The sequence below is a fragment of the Pseudomonas sp. TE4620 genome (genome assembly GCF_056279045.1).
Window position 1 is genome coordinate 2,419,703 of the sequence record NZ_JBWBQO010000001.1, and the last position, 18,378, is coordinate 2,438,080.

Genomic DNA, 18,378 nt, shown 5'->3' on the forward strand with positions numbered 1-18,378 from the left:
AACCTTTGGATTTCCCTCACTAACGCGGGTGACTCAAGGCCAAAGACGGTTGCGCAGCGCCCGTCTCGCCCTTAATGCTGACATTTGCTGGAAAACGCTAACTCGACCTCAGGAACCAACAGGTCAATGTGGTACCCAGACGCTCCGTCGCCAATGGCAACATGAATGCCCTCGACACCTTCATTGAGCTGAGAGTTGAGCTTATAGTCGATAAAACGAGCAATCGATTGATTCACACCGATAGCAAACTCGGTAAGTTGTAGACCTCTTTTGCCTGCGGCAACTGCCAATAAATCAGAACACTCTTCCCCCGCCACTAAAAAAGATACAATAGCATTGTCCATAACTTTCAGAATCGCACCACATTCAGCCACCGAGCGAGCAAGACCCTCGAGTTCACCCTTGAGTTCGGAGCGTAGCGCCCAGCCCTCATTCCTTATGACACTCAGCATTCCTGCCACTTGCAACTGCCCAGTAAAACTAAATGGGCAAGGCGCTTCCGCTTGCATATGAGCGTAGTGAACCTCAAAAAACTCAGCGACAGAATGAATGTAGTCCCCTTCTGCATCATCCCTTATCATGGCGTAAGGCACAGCGTCTGAATGGATCAATGCTTGCCCTGTGTTAAAGCCGCCTGAAACAACAACAACATTCGCATCGTCGATGCTTGGCCAAGAGCTTTTCTTGTTGAGCCAGCGAAGAACTGAAATCACTTCCAACGATTGCCCTGATCGCATATTCCGCATGCTGCACAGACGCCTCAAAAACATGCAACGCACAAAAAATGCACTTCCTGCCGACCCGGTGCGCGGCAATTTCAAAGGTATGCCTGGATGCCTCTTTCGAAAACGAGAGCACCAGGCTTCTTGGCGGCAACTCGGCCAGTTCCAGCAGGCTCTGTGCGGCGCCCCCTCGCCGCTGCAAAATTGATTGAAGCTCAGACGAGTCGGTAACGATGACTGCCTCGCCATTGCGAACCCAGTCAAACCCGGATAGATCAGCAGACATCTGTCACCTCCTTTGTTTCATGGTAGAGAGGCGCGCCTCTCTACCATGACTCACGGTTTAGTCTTCAACATGAGCCCAGGCAAGTGGTGCCCAGCCGAAATTGTCAGGACCCGGCACCATGCGTTTTAACGTGGACGTTGTAGCTTTCATCGCATTCTCCTTCAGTAAGTTCCGATGGCACCCCTCCAAATGAGGAGCGATCTATTCTTAGGCCTTCAATAAAGCCGATGCAATTATTTTCATCAACTTCTTTAGATTAATTTCAACTACGCCTTCCAGCAGATGTTTGCCCAGCCGTTTAACACCCAACGCCACGTGTAGCCGAACACCGAAAGAAACTTCCTTTTTTCCGATAACCACTTGCCGAAGAAAAAAACCAAGAGTACGTTTTTTGATCTCCCGATGAAAAACAGTTAAACATCACGCCACCCTTAGCCCAGGAACTACAGCGCATGCCTACAAACCGTACAATTCCGACAGAAAAACTAAAATATTCTTTAGAACTAAAAGACCTATCGGAAAAGTCATCGCCTTCTCACGCAATTCATTTGCTGCAGCAGGAAATAATTTCAGGCCTGCGCCACAAAGGATGGCCAGAGGCTCAACTTGTTACCGGGCCCAGGGTCGTGACCGCAGAGGAAAACTACGGCTTGCTGGGATACAGCCCTGACGAAATAACGCTTGGTAGTGCGCACACTCGCTGGGTAGATGAATTGACCTTGTTGCGAACTCAGACCACCAGCCAGATTCCCGCAGCGCTGCAGGCCGCAGCGAGATGCCGGGGCCCTGAAGAACTCATCATGATTGCTGCGCCCGGCATTACCTTCCGGCGCGACACGCGCGATCGCTGGCATTGCGCAGAACCCCATCAGATGGACATTTGGGTCCTCGGCGAACCTGCCCTGTCATCCCGAACCGAACTCCTGCGACTGGTCCGCGATATCCTTCACATTGCGGTGCCGGACATGGCCTGGATTTACAGCGACAGTCCGCATCACTACACCGAAGGCGGAATCGAGGTGAACCTTCTTGCAGAAGAACAGCCAGTAGAAGTGCTTGAATGCGGATGCATTGCCACATCGCTTCTTCAACGCCTGGGTATCGACCCGAATCAACATGGCGGACTGGCACTGGGCATGGGCCTGGATCGCCTGACCATGCTGCGTAAAGGGATTCCCGATATACGACTGCTCAGAGACGAGCATCCCCGCGTGCAAGCGCAGATGCACGACCTTCTTCCCTGGAGCCCCGTCTCCCGCCTGCCTTCCATCACGCGTGATATTTCCCTTGCCGTATCGCCCGGCCAAAGTGAAGAAGAGCTCACTGAAAAAATGCTGGTGGCTGCTGCGGACAGGGCAAACTGGATCGAAGAAATGCAAATAAAAGGACGCTGGGCGGCAAGCGACTTGCCAACTCAGGCAATCGATCGTCTCGGCCTGTTGCCGGGGCAAGAAAACGTATTACTCAGCGTAGTGCTACGGGACAGCTCACGATCTATCGCAACCGAAGAGGCCAATGCGCTTTACGAACGCATTCAGGCGGCGCTGCATGAAGGTACACCCGGCGGCGGATACCGGATGAACCATTGAGCGAGTTTTGTTGCGAGCCAAGCGTAATTGCAGGGCGGCTCAGGCCCCCAGCAGTATTTCAGCTGAAGCCTTCTGGCTGAGTGCTCGCGCTTTACTGCTCGGCAAACGCCGCCTGCGCCTCCCAGCCCCCACCCAGCGCCGCGATCAACTGCACGCTCGCCACCAACCGCCCCTGCAGCAGGTTGAGCACGCTGCGCTCGTTGCTCAGGGCGGTGGTCTGCACGTTGACCACGTCCAGGTAGGCGATCAGCCCGGCCTTGTACTGGTTGTTGGTCAGACGCAGGGATTCGCGGGCCGAGGCCAGGGCTTCGCTGCGCACCCGCGCTTCGTCTTCATAGACCTTGAGCTGTACCAGGTAGTTTTCCACTTCCTTGAAGCCGTCGAGCACGGTCTGCCGGTACTGGGCCACGGTCTGGTCGTAGACCGCTTCGCTGCGGTCGACTTCTGCCGCGCGCTGGCCGGCGTCGAACAGGGTCATGGCCAGTTGCGGGCCAACCGACCAGAAGCGGTTCGGCAGGCTGATCCAGTCGCTGAAGCTGCTACTGCTGTAGCCGCCGCTCATGCTCAGGGTCAGGTCCGGGAAGTAGGCGGCGCGGGCCACGCCGATGCTGGCGTTGGCCGACATCACGTTACGCTCGGCCTTGGCGATGTCCGGGCGGCGCTCCAGCAGTTGCGAAGGCAAGGCCAGCGGCACTTGCGGCAGGGCCGGGATGTCCTTGCTGTCGGCCAGGGCGAACTCGGCCGGGGCCTTGCCGAGCAGCACGGCAATGGCGTTTTCCAGCTGCGCGCGCTGCCACACCAGGTCGATCAGGTCGGCCTGGGTGCTTTTCAGCTGGGTCTGCGCCTGGGCCACGGCGTCCTTGCCCGAGACCCCGGCACGGTACTGGTTCTCGGTCATTTTCAGCGAACGCTCATAGGCCTCGACGGTGGCCTCGAGCAAGCGCTTCTGCTCGTCGATCACCCGCAGTTGCAGGTAGTTCTGCACCAGTTCCGACTGCAGGCTCAGGCGGATCGCCGCCATGTCGGCGAGGCTGGCCTCGGCGCTGGCCTGGTTGGCGGCCAGGCCGTCACGCAGTTTGCCCCACAGGTCGGCCTCCCAGCTCACCCCCAGCTGGGTGTTGTAGGTGTTGCGGATGCCGCTGCTGTTGTTGCTCAGGCTCGAACTCGAGCTGCCGGTGCCCTGGCTTGAGCGGGTTTTGCCGGCCGACAAATCGAGGCTTGGGAACAGTGCGCCGCGGGCGCTACGCACCAGGGCCTGGGCCTGGCGGTACTGGGCTTCGTACTGGGCGACGGTCTGGTTGCCGGCGTTGAGCTGCTCGACCAGGCCGTTGAGCTGGGCGTCGCCGTACAGCTCCCACCAGGCGCCGCGGGCGATGGCGTCCGAGGGGTTGGCCTGGGTCCAGCCTTCGGCGTGCTTGAAGGCCACCGGCGCCGGGGTTTCGGGCCGGTGGTAGTCCGGGCTCAGGGTACAGGCGCTGAGCATCCCCAGGCACAGGGCCGAGGCCAGCAGGCGCGAGCCGCGGGCAGCCAGCAACGGCTGCAGCGAACGGTCGGAAAGAAGCGGACGTCGGGTCATAGCGGGGTTTCCAAAGCAGCGTCGGTACGCACGCCGCGCCAGCGGTTGAAGCGATGGCGCAGGCGGTCCAGATAGAGGTAGACCACCGGGGTGGTGTAAAGCGTGAGGATCTGGCTGAAGACCAGCCCGCCGATGATGGTCAGGCCCAGCGGCTGGCGCATCTCGGCGCCTTCGGCGTGGCTGAGCAGCAGCGGCAAGGCGCCGAGGATGGCCGCCAGGGTGGTCATCAGGATCGGCCGCAGGCGCAACAGGCAGGCACGGCGGATCGACTCCTCCGGGCTCAGGTGCTCGTGGCGCTCCAGCTGCAGGGCCAGGTCGATCATCATGATCGCGTTCTTCTTCACCACGCCAATCAGCAGGAACAGGCCCAGCAGGGAGATCAGGCTGAACTCGCTGCCGACCACATACAAGGTCAGCAAGGCCCCTACCCCGGCCGATGGCAGGGTCGAGAGGATGGTCAGCGGGTGAATGTAGCTTTCGTAGAGAATGCCCAGCACCAGGTACACCGCCAGCAAGGCGCCGAGGATCATGAACGGCTGGCCCTTCTGGCTTTCGGCGAAGGCATCGCCGGTACCGCCGAGCTTGGCGATCACGTCCTCGGGCAGGCCGACCTTGGCCACTGCCCGCTCCACCGCGGCCAAAGCCTGGTCCTGGCTGTAGCCTTCGGCAATGTCGAAGTTGATGCTCTCGGAGGCAAACTGGCCTTCGTGGCTGACGCGATCATCGGCCAGGCTGTTCTGGTAATGGGCGAAGGTGGACAGCGGTACCCGCGCGCCATCGGCGGTGATCACCTGGACCTGCTCGAGGGTGCGCGGGTCCTGGGCATATTTGGGGTTGATCTCCATCACCACCTGGTACTGGTTGAGGCTGTCGTAGATGGTCGAGATCTGCCGCTGACTGTAGGCATTGTTGAGCACCGAGGTGACCATGCTCATGTCGATGCCCAGGCGCTTGGCCTGTTCGCGGTCGACCACCAGGGTGATCTGCTGGGTACCGCCGCCTTCGCGGGCGTCGATGGCGGTCAGTTCCGGCAGGCTCTTGAGCGCCGCGACCACCTTCGGGTACCACTCGCGCAGGGCCGAGAGCTCGCTGCTTTGCAGGGTGTAGAGGAACTGCGAGCTGCTCTGGTCGCGACCGCCGCCGAACTGCAAGTCCTGGTCGGCCATCAGGAACAGCCGCCCGCCGGGCACCTTGGGCATCTCTTTGCGCAGGCGCTCGATGATCTTCTGCGCCGAGACCTTGCGCTCGCTGATCGGTTTGAGGCGCACCAGTACCATGGCGTTGTTGGTGCCGCTGTTGCCACCGATGAAACCGGCAACGCTTTCCACTGCCGGGTCGGCCAGCAAGGCGCGGCGGAAGATCTCCATCTTCGGCTGCATGACCTGGAACGACAGACCGTCGTCGCCGCGGACAAAGCCCATCAGCTGGCCGGTGTCCTGCTGCGGCAAAAAGGTCTTGGGCACCACCACGTACAGGGCGATGTTGACCGCGATGGTCACCAGCAGGCTCAACAGGGTCAGGCGCCGGTGGCGCATGACCCAGTCAAGGCTGCGCCCGTAGCCGGCCATCATGCGCTGGTTGAGCTGCTCGCTCCAGCGTTGCAGGCGGGTCTGTTGCCCCTCGGCGTGGGGCTTGAGCCAACGTGCGCAGAGCATCGGCGTCAGCGTCAGCGACACCAGCAGGGAGACCAGGATCGCCACTGCCAGGGTGATCGAGAACTCGCGAAACAGCGAGCCGACGATGCCGCCCATGAACAGGATCGAGACGAACACCACCACCAGCGACAGGTTCATCGACAGCAAGGTGAAGCCCACCTCCTTGGAACCCATGTACGCCGCGCGCATCGGCGGTACGCCTTCGTCGATATGCCGGGAGATGTTCTCCAGCACCACGATGGCGTCATCCACCACCAGGCCGGTGGCAAGAATCAGCGCCATCAGCGACAGGTTGTTCAGAGAAAAGCCGCACAGGTACATGGCCGCGAAGGTGCCGACCAGCGACACCGGCACCGCCAGGGTCGGGATCAGCGAGGCGCGCAGGTTGCCGAGAAACAGGAACACCACCAGCACCACCAGCACCACGGCGATGATCAGGGTGTGCTCGGCTTCCTTGAGGGTCGCCTTGATCACCGGCGAGCGATCCATGGCCACGTCCAGCTTGACGCTGGCCGGCATCAGCGACTCCAGGGCCGGCAACTGCTCCTTGATTTTGTTCACGGTCTCGATGATGTTGGCGCCGGTCTGGCGGTTGATCACCAGCAGCACCGCGTCCTGGTCATTGAAGAAACCACTGTTGTAGCGGTTCTCCACCGCGTCGCTGACCTTGGCCACATGGCTCAGGCGCAGCACCGCGCCATCCTGGTAGCGAATCACCAGCGGCTCGTAGTCCTTGGCTTTCTCCAGCTGGTCGTTGGCCTGCACCTGCCAGTTGCGCTGGCTGTCTTCGACAAAGCCCTTGGGCCGGCGCTGGTTGGCGTTGGCGATGGTCTGGCGCACGTCGTCCAGGGACACGCCGTACTGGTTGAGCAAGTGCGGCTCGAGCTCGACCCGCACCGCCGGCAGCGAACTGCCGCCGATCTGCACTTCGCCGACCCCCGGCACCTGCGACAGGCTCTGGGACAGGATGGTCGAGGCCAGGTCGTACAACTGGCCCTTCTGCAGCACGCTTGAGGTCAGCGCCAGGACCATGATCGGCGCCTGGGACGGGTTGTATTTCTTGTAGGTGGGCATGCTGCGCATGCCGCTGGGCAGCAAGTTGCGCGAGGCATTGATCGCCGCCTGCACCTCGCGCGCGGCGGCGTCGATGTCGCGGCCCTGGTCGAAACCGAGGATCACCCGCGTCGAGCCCTGGCTCGAGCTGCTGGTAAGGGTGGTCACCCCGGAGATCGCGCCCATCGAGCGCTCCAGCGGCGTGGCCACGGTCGAGGCCATGACCTCGGGGCTGGCGCCCGGCAGGTTGGCCTGGACCACGATCACCGGGAACTCGATCTGCGGCAGCGGCGCCACCGGCAACAGGCCGAAGCTGACACCGCCAAGCAGCATGATCGCCAGGCTCAGCAGCATGGTCGCCACTGGGCGGGCGATGAACGGAGCTGAGAGGTTCATGGGCGGCTCCAGTTGCAAGCTGCAAGCTGCAAGCTGCAAGCAACTTGAGGTGACCTTCGATCCACAGATCGAACACCGGACCGCTTGCAGCTTGTAGCTTGCAGCTTGTAGCTGGCCCCGATCACACCAAGTCTCCAGTCAGGCCACGGGAGCGAAGGCGCCTCGACAACCGATCAAAGTACAAATAGATGACAGGCGTAGTGAACAGCGTCAGCACCTGGCTGACCAGCAGCCCGCCAACCATCACCAGGCCCAGGGGCTGGCGCAGCTCGGCGCCGGAGCCGCTGGCGAGCATCAGCGGGATGGCGCCGAACAGTGCCGCCAACGTGGTCATCAGGATCGGCCGGAAGCGCAGCAGCGCGGCCTGGTAGATGGCCGCTTCCGGGGCCATGCCCTGGTTGCGCTCGGCCTCCAGGGCGAAGTCGATCATCATGATCGCGTTCTTCTTGACGATACCGATGAGCAAAATGATGCCGATGATGGCGATCATGCCCAGGTCGTTACCGGAGAGGATCAACGCCAGCAAGGCGCCCACCGCCGCCGACGGCAGGGTCGAGAGGATGGTCACCGGGTGGATGTAGCTCTCGTAGAGCACGCCAAGCACGATATACATGGTCACCACCGCCGCCAGGATCAGCAGCAAGGTGCTCGACAGCGAGGCCTGGAAGGCTTCGGCCGCGCCCTGGAAGCGGGTTTGCACGCCCACCGGCATGCCGATGTCCTGCTGCACCTGCTCGATGACCTTGACCGCCTCGCCGAGGGCGACGCCGTCACCGAGGTTGAACGACATCATCACCGCCGGGAACTGGCCGATATGGGCAATCGCCAGTTGCGCCTGGCGCTGCTCGATGCGCGCCAGGCTCGACAGCCGCACCTGGCCGCCGTCGGCAGCCTTGACGTGAATCTGCTCGAGCACCTGCGGGCCGATGCTCGACGCCGCCTCGGCCTGCAGCACCACGCGGTACTGGCTGGCCTGGGTGTAGATGGTCGAGATCTGCCGCTGACCGAAGGCATCGTAGAGGGCGTTGGTGATGTCGGCGACGTTGATGCCCAGGCGGCTGGCGGCGTCGCGGTCGATCACCAGGAATACCTGCAGGCCCTTGTCCTGCAGGTCGCTGGCGACATCGGTGAGTTCCGGGCGTTGCTGCAGGGCATCGACCAGCTTGGCGCTCCACTGCGCCAGCAGCTCGGCATCCGGCGAGGACAGGCTGAACTGGTACTGAGTGCGGCTGACCCGGTCTTCGATGCTCAAATCCTGCACCGGCTGCATGAACAGGCGGATGCCGACCAGCTTGTCGACCTCCGGTTGCAGGCGGGCAATCACCTGGGCTGCGGTGAGGTCACGCTCGCCATGGGGCTTGAGGTTGATCAGCAGGCGACCACTGTTAAGCGTGGCGTTGTCGCCATCGACGCCGATGTACGACGACAGGCTCTGCACCGCCGGGTCCTTGAGGATCACCGCGCTGAGCTGCTGCTGGCGCTGGCTCATGGCGCTGAACGACACCGACTGCGGCGCCTCGGAAATACCCTGGATCACCCCGGTGTCCTGCACCGGGAAGAAGCCCTTGGGCACCACCAGGTACAGCAGCACGGTCAGGCCCAGGGTCGCCACGGCCACCAGCAGGGTCAGCGGCTGGTGGCGGAGCACCCACTGCAGGCCACGGCCGTAGTAGTCGATCATCCAGTCGATCCAGGCGCCGCTGGCACGGTAGAAACGCCCCTGCTCTTCCTCCTTCGGTTCGCGCTTGAGCAAGCGCGCGCACATCATCGGCGTCAGGGTCAGCGACACCACCAGGGAAATCAGGATCGCCACCGCCAGGGTGATGGCGAATTCGCGAAACAGCCGGCCGACCACATCGGCCATGAACAGCAGCGGGATCAGTACCGCAATCAGCGAGAAGGTCAGCGAAACCAGGGTGAAGCCGATCTGCCGCGCGCCTTTGAGCGCCGCCTGCATCGGCGTCTCGCCCTCTTCGATATGCCGCGAGATGTTCTCCAGCATGACGATGGCATCGTCGACCACAAAGCCGGTGGCGATGGTCAGGGCCATCAGGGTCAGGTTGTTGATCGAGAACCCGGCCAGGTGCATGACCGCAAAGGTGCCGATCAGCGACAGCGGCACAGCCACCGAGGGGATGATGGTGGCGCTGAAGCGGCGCAAAAAGATGAAGGTGACCATGACCACCAGGGCGATGGCGATCAGCAGCTCGTGCTGCACGTCCTTGACCGAGGCGCGGATGGTCTGGGTGCGGTCGGTGAGCACGCTGACATCCAGGCCCGCCGGCAGGTTGTCGGTGATCGACGGCAGCATCGCCTTGATCCGGTCGACCACCTCGATGACGTTGGCCCCGGGCTGGCGCTGGATGTTCAGCAGCACCGCCTGGTTCTGGTTGGCCCAGGCCGCCAGGCGCTCGTTTTCGGCGCCGTCGACGATCTCGGCGACATCCTTGAGGCGCAGCGGCGCGCCGTTGTTGTAGGCGAGAATCAGGTTGGCGTATTCCTCGGGCGAACGCAGCTGGTCGTTGGCGTCGAGCATCGACACCCGCGTCGGGCCATCGAAGTTGCCTTTGGGCTGGTTGACGTTGGAAGCGCCGATCAAGGTGCGCACGTCGGCCAGGTTGAGCCCGGCCGAGGCCAGGGCGTCGGGGTTGACCTTGATCCGCACCGCCTGGCGTTGGCCGCCGGCGATGCTGACCATGCCGACGCCGCCGATCTGGGCGATTTTTTGCGCCACGCGGGTGTCGACCAGGTCGTTGAGCTTGGGCAGCGGCATGGTTTTCGACGAAATCGCCAGGGTCAGCACCGGCGTGTCGGCCGGGTTGACCTTGTTGTACACCGGTGGCGCCGGCAGGTCGCTGGGCAGCAGGTTGCTGGCTGCGTTGATCGCCGCCTGCACCTGTTGCTCGGCAACGTCCATGTTCATGTCCAGGCTGAAGCGCAGGGTCAGCACCGAGGCGCCACCGGAGCTGGTCGAGGCCATCTGGGTCAGCCCGGGCATCTGCCCGAACTGGCGCTCAAGCGGCGCAGTGACCGCGCTGGTCATCACCTGGGGGCTGGCGCCGGGGTACAGGGTCATCACCCGGATGGTCGGGTAATCGACCTGGGGCAGCGCCGCCACCGGCAGCATCTTGTAGGCGATCAGGCCGGCCAGGACGATGGCCAGCATGCTCAGGGTGGTCGCCACCGGGCGCAGGATGAACAGCCGCGAGAGGTTCATGCGCCGGCCTTGCCCTGTGCGCTGTCAGCGGCGGAGGCTTCTTTCTTGTCCTGGCCCTGCAGGTGCTGGCCAGGGGTGACCGGCACTTCGGCGCTGTCGTTGACTACTTCGACCTCGCTGCCATCACGCAAGCGGTCGGTGCCTTCGAGCACCACCCGCTCGCCCTTGGCCAGGCCTTCGTTGACCACGGTGAGATCACCATCGCTGGCGCCCAGCGTGAGCTTGCGGATGCGTACCTTGTTGTCGCCTTCCATGACATAGACGAACGAGCCGTCGGTGCCGAACTGGATCGCCGCCGACGGCGCCATCACCACACCCTTGAGGGTATCGGCGAGCAGGCGCACGTTGACGAACTGATTGGGGAACAGCGCTTCGTCCTGGTTTTCGAAGAAGGCCTTGAACTTCAGGGTGCCGGTGGTGGTGTCGATCTGGTTGTCGAGGCTGCGCAGCACGCCGGCCGCCTGTTGCTTGCTGTCGCTGCGGTCCCAGGCCTCGACCGGCAACTGCGCGCCGCTGCGGTAGCGCGCCAGCACCGTGTTCAGCTCTGTTTCCGGCAAGGTGAAGGCCACGGTGATTGGCTGGGTCTGGGTGATGACCACCAGCGCGGTGGTGTCGTTGGCCGCCACCAGGTTGCCGACGTCCAGCTGGCGCAGGCCCAGACGGCCGCTGATCGGCGCGCGGATGCGGGTGAAGTCGAGGTTGAGCTTGGCGTCGCCTACCGCCGCCTGGTTGGTCTTGATCGTGCCCTGGTACTGGCCGACCAGTGCCTCCTGGGTATCGAGGGTCTGCTTGGCGATGCTGTCTTCGGCGAACAGGCCTTTATAACGCTGCAGGTCGATCTGGGCGTTTTTCAGTTGCGCCTGGTTCTGCGCCAGAGTGCCTTCGGCCTGTTGCAGAGCGATCTGGTAGCTGCGCGGGTCGATCTCGGCCAGCAGGTCGCCGGCCTTGACCTTCTGGCCTTCCTGGAAGTTGACCTTGACCAGTTCGCCGCCGACCCGGCTGCGCACATTCACCGTGTTGGTCGCGGTCACCGTGCCCAGGGCCTTGAGGTATACCGGGAAGTCGCCAACCGTGGCCGGCTCGACCCGTACCGGTACTGGCCCGCCGAACGCGCCAAAACCCGGCCGCCCGCCCTTGCCGCCCGGCGCGGCACCTGCCTTGTGCGCCGCCGGCGACGGCCACAGCCACCAGCACAGGCCGGCGACCAGCAGCAGGATCAGCAGGCCGACAAGCCAGCGACGGGAGGAACGGGAACGAGAAAGCATCGGTTGATCGACCATTGTGCGGGAAAGAATTCTTTTCAGGAGGCTGAACGATAAGCACTGCAGACAGATAAGCAAAGCGCCTTTACCGGCACTTTACCTTGAGCTTACGTAGCTAACGTAATGAACTATAAATAAAAACGGCCTGGACGAGGGCCAGGCCGTTACATCTCTTCGCAATTCTTCGCGGGGCAAGCCCGCTCCTACAGGGATGGTGTAGGAGCGGGCTTGCCCCGCGATCGGCTGTCACTGTTACTTCAGAACAGCCAGGGCAGCCTCATAATTCGGCTCTTCGGCGATTTCGCCAACCAGCTCGCTGTGCAGCACCTTGTCGTTCTCGTCCAGCACTACCACGGCGCGGGCAGTCAGGCCGGCCAGCGGGCCGTCGGCGATTTCAACACCGTAGTTGCCGAAGAACTCACGGCCGCGCAGCAGCGACAGGTTCTGCACGTTCTCCAGGCCTTCAGCACCGCAGAAGCGCGCTTGAGCGAACGGCAGGTCGGCGGAGATGCACAGGACGACGGTGTTGTTCAGCTCGTTGGCCTGGGCGTTGAACTTGCGAACCGAAGTGGCGCAGGTCGGGGTGTCGACGCTTGGAAAGATGTTCAGCACTTTGCGCTTGCCGGCCAGGGAAGCCAGGGTCACGTCGGCAAGGCCTGCACCAACCAGAGAAAACGCAGGTGCCTGGGCGCCGACTTTCGGCAGTTCGCCTTTGACCTGAACCGGGTTGCCTTTAAGAGTCACTTTAGCCATGAACGAAGTCCTTATGCGGGGGTGATTAAAGGACCAGAGTTAACCATGAAAGTGCCCGTCTACCTATGGGCGAATGTTAAATTGTTGAATTGCCAGACAACTTTTGTGGACAATCTTTAGTTGTCCGGGAGCCGATTGCCGGCTCCCGAATCAGGCATTTCAGCTCAGCAGCGAGTACACCAGCGCCGAGATGGCCACCAGGCCCACGGCGACGACGAAGACGTTGGACATCTGCCCGCGGTACTTGCTCATCGCCGGCACCTTGCGGATGGCGTACATCGGCATCAGGAACAGGATCGCGGCGATCACCGGGCCGCCGAGGGTCTCGATCATGCCGAGGATGCTCGGGTTGAGGGTGGCGACGATCCAGCAGATGATCAGCATGAAGGCTGCGGTCATGCGGTCCAGGGCCTTGGCGCCCGGGCGCTTGCCGGTCTTCAGCACCAGGCCTTTGAGGCCTTCGCTGGCACCGATGTAGTGGCCCAGGAACGACTTGGCGATGGCGATGAAGGCAATCAGCGGCGCGGCGAAGGCGATGGTCGGGTTGCTGAAATGGTTGGCCAGGTACGACAGGATCGACAGGTTCTGCGCCTTGGCTTCGGCCAGTTGCGCCGGGGTCAGGGTCAGTACACAACTGAACACGAAGAACATCACCATGGCCACCATCAGCAGGTGGGCGCGGCACAGGATCTGCCCGCTGCGCTCATCGGCATGCGCGCCATAACGGCGCTTCTGGTCAACGGCAAAGGCCGAGATGATCGGCGAATGGTTGAACGAGAAGACCATCACCGGAATCGCCAGCCACAGGGTATGCAGGAACGCCGAGCCCGAAGGCATTTCAGTGGCGGTGCTGAGGATACCGCCACTCCAGTGCGGAATCAGGAACACCGCGAGGAACGCCAGGGCGACGATGAACGGATAGACCAGCCAGCTCATGACCTTGACCGTGGCCTGCTCGCCGCAGCGCACGATGGCCAGCAGGCCGAGGATCAGCACGAACGACAGCAGCGCGCGCGGTGGCGGCTCGATGTGCAGCTGGTGCTCCATGAAGCTGCCGACGGTGTTGGTCAGGGCCACGCTGTAGATCAGCAGGATCGGGAAGATGGCGAAAAAGTACAGCAAGGTGATCAGGGCACCGGCACTCAGGCCGAAATGCTCTTCGACCACGTCGGTGATGTCGGCGCCGTCGCGCCCGGAGAGCACGAAGCGGGTCAGGCCGCGGTGGGCGTAGAAGGTCATCGGGAACGCCAGCAGCGCCAGGATCAGCAGCGGCCAGAAGCCGCCGAGGCCGGCGTTGATCGGCAGGAACAGGGTCCCGGCGCCGATCGCTGTGCCAAACAGGCCCAGCATCCAGGTGGTGTCCTGACGGGCCCAGCTGCCGAGGGCGGCGGGGGTCGATTCGAAGCGTTGTTCAACGCTTGGGGCCTGCTCATTCATCCGGGTGCAACTCCACTCGCAAGACTGCAACAGGGCCAGGAGTGGCTAAACAGACGCTTCGCCCCTCTTGACCATACAAAGAGGGGCGCGATTGTGCGCCGATTGGTTGCACTTGCAAAGCCCTGGCCGAGGAGTGGTTGCACCGAAGCTGCAAGCTATCAGCTTCAAGCTGCAAGAAAGGTTGTACCCACTCGCAGCTTGAAGCTGGAAGTGCCAGTTACCTTTGAACTGCAGCGAACGCCTTGGCCACCTGCTGCAGGTTGTCCGGACGCAGGCCGGCCATGCACACCCGGCCGCTGTCGATCAGGTACACACCGAACTCGTCACGCAGGCGACGCACCTGCTCGACGCTAAAGCCGGTGTAGCTGAACATGCCGCGCTGGCGCAGGAAGAACTGGAAGTCCTGGCCCGGCAGCAGCTCGGCCAGGGTATCGACCAGGGCCTGGCGCATGTCGAGGATACGCAGGCGCATCTTCTCCACTTCCGCCTCCCACTGGGCATTGAGCTCAGCATCACCGAGCACCGCGGCCACCAGCTGGGCACCAAAGCTTGGCGGGCTGGAGTAGTTGCGGCGCACGGTGGCCTTGAGCTGGCCGAGCACGCTTTGTGCAGTATCGCTGTCGTCACAGACCACCGACAGGCCGCCAACCCGCTCGCCATACAGCGAGAAGATTTTCGAGAACGAGTTGCTCACCAGGCACGGCACACCGGCGCGGGCCACTTCACGGATGGCGTAGGCGTCTGCGTCCAGGCCTTCGCCAAAGCCCTGGTAGGCGATGTCGAGGAACGGGATCAGGTTGCGCGCCTTGAGCACTTCGATCACTTGCTGCCACTGCGCCTGGCTCAGGTCGACGCCGGTGGGGTTGTGGCAGCACGGGTGGAGCAGGACGATGCTGTTGGCCGGCAGGCCGTTGAGGCTGCCAAGCATGCCGTCGAAGTCGACGCCGCGGCTGGCCGGGTCGAAGTACGGGTAGGTGTTGACCTTGAAACCTGCGCCTTCAAAGATCGCCCGGTGGTTGTCCCAGGTCGGATCACTGACCCACACCTGCGACTCGGGGAAGTAGCGCTTGAGGAAGTCGGCACCGACTTTCAGCGCGCCGGAGCCGCCGACGGTCTGTACGGTGGCCACACGACCGGCCTCGACCGCCGGGTGGCCGGCACCGAACAACAGCGCCTGGATCGCCTGGCGGTAGCTGTTCAGGCCTTCCATCGGCAGGTACATCGAGGCTTCGTGAGGCTGGGCGGCAAAGCGCTGCTCGGCTTCGCGCACCGCGGCCAGCTGTGGCACCACGCCTGCGGCATCATAATACAGGCCGATGCTCAGGTTGACCTTGGCGCCGCGCGGATCGGCCTTGAAGGTCTCCATCAGGGAGAGAATCGGATCGCCGGCATAGGCATCGACATGTTTGAACACAGCGCACAGCTCCTTGGGTCAGGACAGTTCGGACTAAAAGCTGTGTCGAGGATACCTGTACTGGCGGCCGAGGAACATTACCCTTGGTGCAACTGATTTATGCATGTATGCACGGTAATCGGCTGGCTGCCCTACCCCGCCAGGCCCTGTAGCTGCTCAAGCTCCGCCACTGTCAGGGTCACGCCCTCCTTCGCCGACTGCTCGCGCTCGCGAAAACGCCGCTCACCCGGCATGCGCTGCAGGCCCACCGCCTGCATCTGCCGCACCAGCTCGCGGCTGCGTTCAGCAAAACGGTTACCTACTGAGCGGGCCGGGTCGATGACGATGATCAACTGCCCGGTCCAGGGCGTTTTCGCGCCTGGGTGTTGCGACCAGTCGAACTCGAACGAGAAGTTGCCGCCGGTCAGCGCCGCCGCCAGCAGTTCGACCATCATCGACAGCGCCGAGCCCTTGTGCCCGCCAAACGGCAGCAGCGCGCCGCCATCGAGAATCGCCTGCGGGTCGCAGGTCGGTTCGCCTTTATTGTCTACGCCCATGCCTTCGGGCAGCCGTTCGCCCTTGCGCGCGGCGATCTGCACGTCGCCATGGGCCATGGCGCTGGTGGCCATGTCGAAGACGATCGGGTCGCTGCCGGCGCACGGCGCGGCAAAGGCAATCGGGTTGGTGCCAAACAGCGGTTGCCGGGCGCCATGGGGCACCACGCAGGTCATGCTGTTGACCACGCTCAGGGCCACCAGGCCTTCATCGGCAAAAGGTTCGACATCCGGCCAGAGGGCGGCGAAATGGTGCGAATTATGGATCGCCAGCACGGCGATGCCGGCGCTGCGGGCCTTGGCCACCAATAGCTCGCGAGCCGCGGCCAGCGCCGGCTGGGCAAAGCCGCCCTTGGCATCGACGCGCACATAACCGCTGGCGAGGTCTTCGACAGCGGGTACGGCCTGGCCATCGACCCAACCACTTTCCAGGGTCGAGACATAACCGGGAATACGGAACACACCGTGGCTGTGAGCGCCATCGCGCTGGGCGCTGGCGCAGTTGAAGGCCAGGGCCTGGGCGACCGCTGCGCTGCAACCATGGCGGACGAAAATACGCTGCAACAAGGCCTGCAGGTCGGCAAAGGCGATCTGCGCGACAGCAGTGTCGGGACGTGCGGACATCTGAAGCTCCCTTATTGGATTTGGAATGGGCGACAGCGATGGGCAATGGCCAGACTTTCCTCCAGTGACAGCAAACTGTCAAATGTTGACTTGATGACAGAAAACATTCATTTTCTGTTTCCACGTGCCACCGCCTTCGAGTATCGCCCTGTGAGCCAACCGATCAAACAGCGCCTGGAACACAGCCTGCACAACGCAGCGGCGTCGGGGCGCAAGATCGCCAGCTACATGCTCGCCCACCTCACCGACCTGCCGTTCGAAACCTCCGCAAGCCTGGCGGCGAAAATCGGCGTCAGCGAGTCGAGTGTCGGGCGCTTCTGCCGCTCGCTGGGTTACGAGCACCTCAAGGCCCTCAAACACGATCTTAAAGACGACCTCGGCGAAGGCCCGTGGCTGGTCGGTGATCGCCTGCAAGAATTTCGCCAACGCCATGGCCAGGATGCCGCCGGCCTGGCACGCAGCCTGGAGCAGGAGGTTGGCGCCCTGGTGCGGGTTTACGAATACAGCCGCACCCCGGCCTGGAATACCGTCAGCCAGCGCCTGGCGCAGCGGCGCAAGGTGTTTATCGCCGGTTTTCAGACCGAGCGCGGCATCGCCCAGTGCATGGCGCACTTGCTGCAATACCTGCGCGACGGCGTGCAGGTGGTCGATGGCAGTGCCGGGCATTTTGGCGAAGTGCTGCTCAGTGACCCGGCCGACTGCGCCCTGGTGGTGTTCGAGGCCCGCCGCTATTCCCGCCATGCCCTGAACCTGTGCCGCAAGGCGCATGCCGCGGGCATTGCCGTCACCCTGGTGACCGACACTTTTTGTGACTGGGCCGATGCCAACGCCAGTGAGGTGTTTCGCATCCCCACCGAATTCAATCTGTTCTGGGAGTCCACCGCGACGATGCTGTCGTGGGTACACCTGATGGTCAACGAGGTCTGCAAGAAGCTAGGACCGGATGTTGAAAAACGCTTGGAAGCAACTGCAGCTCTACACAACGAATTCGTTGGCTACACGTCAACGAGCAAACAATAGCAAGAGTGCAAACAACAACAGATCGAGGTGTGTCATGAAACCTGTTATCCGCTTCGCAGGGGCTTGCGCCCTGCTGCTCGCCGGCTCGACCCTGGCTCAGGCCGAAACCCTGAAGATCGCTACCGAAGGCGCTTACCCACCGTTCAACTACGTTGATTCGGATAACAAACTGCATGGCTTCGACGTCGACATCAGCCACGCCCTGTGCGAACAGATGAAGGTCGAATGCACCCTGGTGGCCCAGGACTGGGAAGGCATCATCCCGGCCCTGATGGCCAAGAAGTACGACGCCGTGGTGGCGTCGATGATCGATACCGAAGAGCGGCGCAAGAAGATCGCCTTCACCAACCACTACTACAAGACCCCGTTGTCGGTGGCCGTGGCCAAGGACAGCGACATCACCGACGCACAGACCACCTTCAAAGGCTACACGGTCGGCGCGCAATCCTCCTCGACCCAGGCCATCTACGCCGAAGACGTCTATGGCAAGGCCGGTGCCGACGTCAAACTCTACCCGACCCTTGATGAAGCCAACGCCGACCTCGCCGCCGGGCGCCTGGACGGGGTGATTGCCGACAAGTTCCCGCTGACCGAATGGCTGGGCAAGGCCGGCAAGGACTGCTGCAAGATCCTTGGCGACGTCAACGGCACCAAGGCCGACGCCTCGATTGCCGTACGCAAGGAAGATGAAGCCCTGCGCGAACGCCTGAACAAGGCCCTGGACGAAATCGTCGCCAACGGCACCTACCAGAAGATCGCCAGTCGCTACTTCGACTTCGATATCTATCGGTGACTGATCGCGGGTCCATCCCGCTCCCACAAATACCCTGTGGGAGCGGGA

13 protein-coding genes are annotated in these 18,378 nt (G+C 62.6%); 3 read left to right on the plus strand and 10 right to left on the minus strand.

From position 1 onward, the window contains the following. Positions 1-71 precede the first annotated feature (71 nt). Positions 72-713 carry a CgnE/CgnB domain-containing protein gene (locus ACZ9A3_RS11435; RefSeq protein WP_476253326.1) on the minus strand — a complete coding sequence of 214 codons (642 nt, stop codon included), beginning with the start codon at positions 711-713 and terminating at the stop codon, positions 72-74. Continuing rightward, entirely contained in the window at positions 625-1,008 is a 384-nt protein-coding gene (locus ACZ9A3_RS11440) for a CgnE/CgnB domain-containing protein (protein ID WP_476252617.1), read from the minus strand. The genes ACZ9A3_RS11435 and ACZ9A3_RS11440 overlap by 89 nt, the downstream gene beginning before the upstream one ends. 452 nt (positions 1,009-1,460) lie before the next feature. On the opposite strand from ACZ9A3_RS11440, the gene srmL reads away from it, so the two are divergent. Further along, positions 1,461-2,597, plus strand: coding sequence for a PheS-related mystery ligase SrmL (gene srmL / locus ACZ9A3_RS11445; protein WP_258715073.1), 1,137 nt, complete (start codon positions 1,461-1,463; stop codon positions 2,595-2,597). Between the two features lie 91 nt (positions 2,598-2,688). Here srmL and ACZ9A3_RS11450 read toward each other — a convergent pair whose 3' ends face one another. From ACZ9A3_RS11450 to ACZ9A3_RS11485, 8 genes are all read right to left on the minus strand, one after another. Then, positions 2,689-4,173 carry an efflux transporter outer membrane subunit gene (locus ACZ9A3_RS11450; RefSeq protein WP_093382187.1) on the minus strand — a complete coding sequence of 495 codons (1,485 nt, stop codon included), beginning with the start codon at positions 4,171-4,173 and terminating at the stop codon, positions 2,689-2,691. Then, entirely contained in the window at positions 4,170-7,277 is a 3,108-nt protein-coding gene (locus ACZ9A3_RS11455; protein ID WP_213604318.1) for an efflux RND transporter permease subunit, read from the minus strand. The genes ACZ9A3_RS11450 and ACZ9A3_RS11455 overlap by 4 nt, the downstream gene beginning before the upstream one ends. 121 nt (positions 7,278-7,398) lie before the next feature. After that, positions 7,399-10,494 carry an MdtB/MuxB family multidrug efflux RND transporter permease subunit gene (locus tag ACZ9A3_RS11460; protein ID WP_045198253.1) on the minus strand — a complete coding sequence of 1,032 codons (3,096 nt, stop codon included), beginning with the start codon at positions 10,492-10,494 and terminating at the stop codon, positions 7,399-7,401. Further along, positions 10,491-11,774, minus strand: coding sequence for an MdtA/MuxA family multidrug efflux RND transporter periplasmic adaptor subunit (locus tag ACZ9A3_RS11465; protein WP_093382181.1), 1,284 nt, complete (start codon positions 11,772-11,774; stop codon positions 10,491-10,493). The genes ACZ9A3_RS11460 and ACZ9A3_RS11465 overlap by 4 nt, the downstream gene beginning before the upstream one ends. Before the next feature lie 234 nt (positions 11,775-12,008). Beyond that, positions 12,009-12,509, minus strand: coding sequence for a thiol peroxidase (gene tpx, locus ACZ9A3_RS11470; RefSeq protein ID WP_258593646.1), 501 nt, complete (start codon positions 12,507-12,509; stop codon positions 12,009-12,011). A gap of 159 nt (positions 12,510-12,668) precedes the next feature. Beyond that, positions 12,669-13,946: a serine/threonine transporter gene (locus ACZ9A3_RS11475; protein WP_045198247.1), complete on the minus strand. Its 1,278-nt coding sequence runs from the start codon at positions 13,944-13,946 to the stop codon at positions 12,669-12,671. A 217-nt stretch (positions 13,947-14,163) separates the two neighbouring features. Beyond that, positions 14,164-15,360 (minus strand): amino acid aminotransferase, encoded by a 1,197-nt coding sequence (locus ACZ9A3_RS11480; RefSeq protein ID WP_476252618.1) that lies wholly within the window; start codon positions 15,358-15,360, stop codon positions 14,164-14,166. A gap of 131 nt (positions 15,361-15,491) precedes the next feature. After that, on the minus strand, positions 15,492-16,517 hold the full coding sequence (locus ACZ9A3_RS11485; RefSeq protein ID WP_195884262.1) for an Ldh family oxidoreductase: 1,026 nt from the start codon (positions 16,515-16,517) through the stop codon (positions 15,492-15,494). Positions 16,518-16,667: 150 nt separating this feature from the next. Here ACZ9A3_RS11485 and ACZ9A3_RS11490 point away from each other — a divergent pair, with 150 nt between their 5' ends. After that, a complete protein-coding gene (locus ACZ9A3_RS11490) occupies positions 16,668-17,537 on the plus strand; it encodes a MurR/RpiR family transcriptional regulator (protein ID WP_045198460.1) in 870 nt (289 codons plus the stop codon). A 34-nt stretch (positions 17,538-17,571) separates the two neighbouring features. After that, complete coding sequence (locus ACZ9A3_RS11495; protein WP_476252619.1) at positions 17,572-18,330, plus strand: transporter substrate-binding domain-containing protein; 759 nt, start codon at positions 17,572-17,574, stop codon at positions 18,328-18,330. Positions 18,331-18,378 lie beyond the last annotated feature (48 nt).

Bases quoted from the DNA above. Each gene is read 5' to 3' on its own strand.
- tpx (WP_258593646.1), bottom strand. From the start codon at position 12,509: ATGGCTAAAGTGACTCTTAAAGGCAACCCGGTTCAGGTCAAAGGCGAA.
- ACZ9A3_RS11485 (WP_195884262.1), bottom strand. From the start codon at position 16,517: ATGTCCGCACGTCCCGACACTGCTGTCGCGCAGATCGCCTTTGCCGAC.
- ACZ9A3_RS11465 (WP_093382181.1), bottom strand. From the start codon at position 11,774: ATGGTCGATCAACCGATGCTTTCTCGTTCCCGTTCCTCCCGTCGCTGG.
- ACZ9A3_RS11455 (WP_213604318.1), bottom strand. From the start codon at position 7,277: ATGAACCTCTCAGCTCCGTTCATCGCCCGCCCAGTGGCGACCATGCTG.
- ACZ9A3_RS11495 (WP_476252619.1), top strand. From the start codon at position 17,572: ATGAAACCTGTTATCCGCTTCGCAGGGGCTTGCGCCCTGCTGCTCGCC.
- ACZ9A3_RS11450 (WP_093382187.1), bottom strand. From the start codon at position 4,173: ATGACCCGACGTCCGCTTCTTTCCGACCGTTCGCTGCAGCCGTTGCTG.
- srmL (WP_258715073.1), top strand. From the start codon at position 1,461: ATGCCTACAAACCGTACAATTCCGACAGAAAAACTAAAATATTCTTTA.
- ACZ9A3_RS11475 (WP_045198247.1), bottom strand. From the start codon at position 13,946: ATGAATGAGCAGGCCCCAAGCGTTGAACAACGCTTCGAATCGACCCCC.
- ACZ9A3_RS11440 (WP_476252617.1), bottom strand. From the start codon at position 1,008: ATGTCTGCTGATCTATCCGGGTTTGACTGGGTTCGCAATGGCGAGGCA.
- ACZ9A3_RS11460 (WP_045198253.1), bottom strand. From the start codon at position 10,494: ATGAACCTCTCGCGGCTGTTCATCCTGCGCCCGGTGGCGACCACCCTG.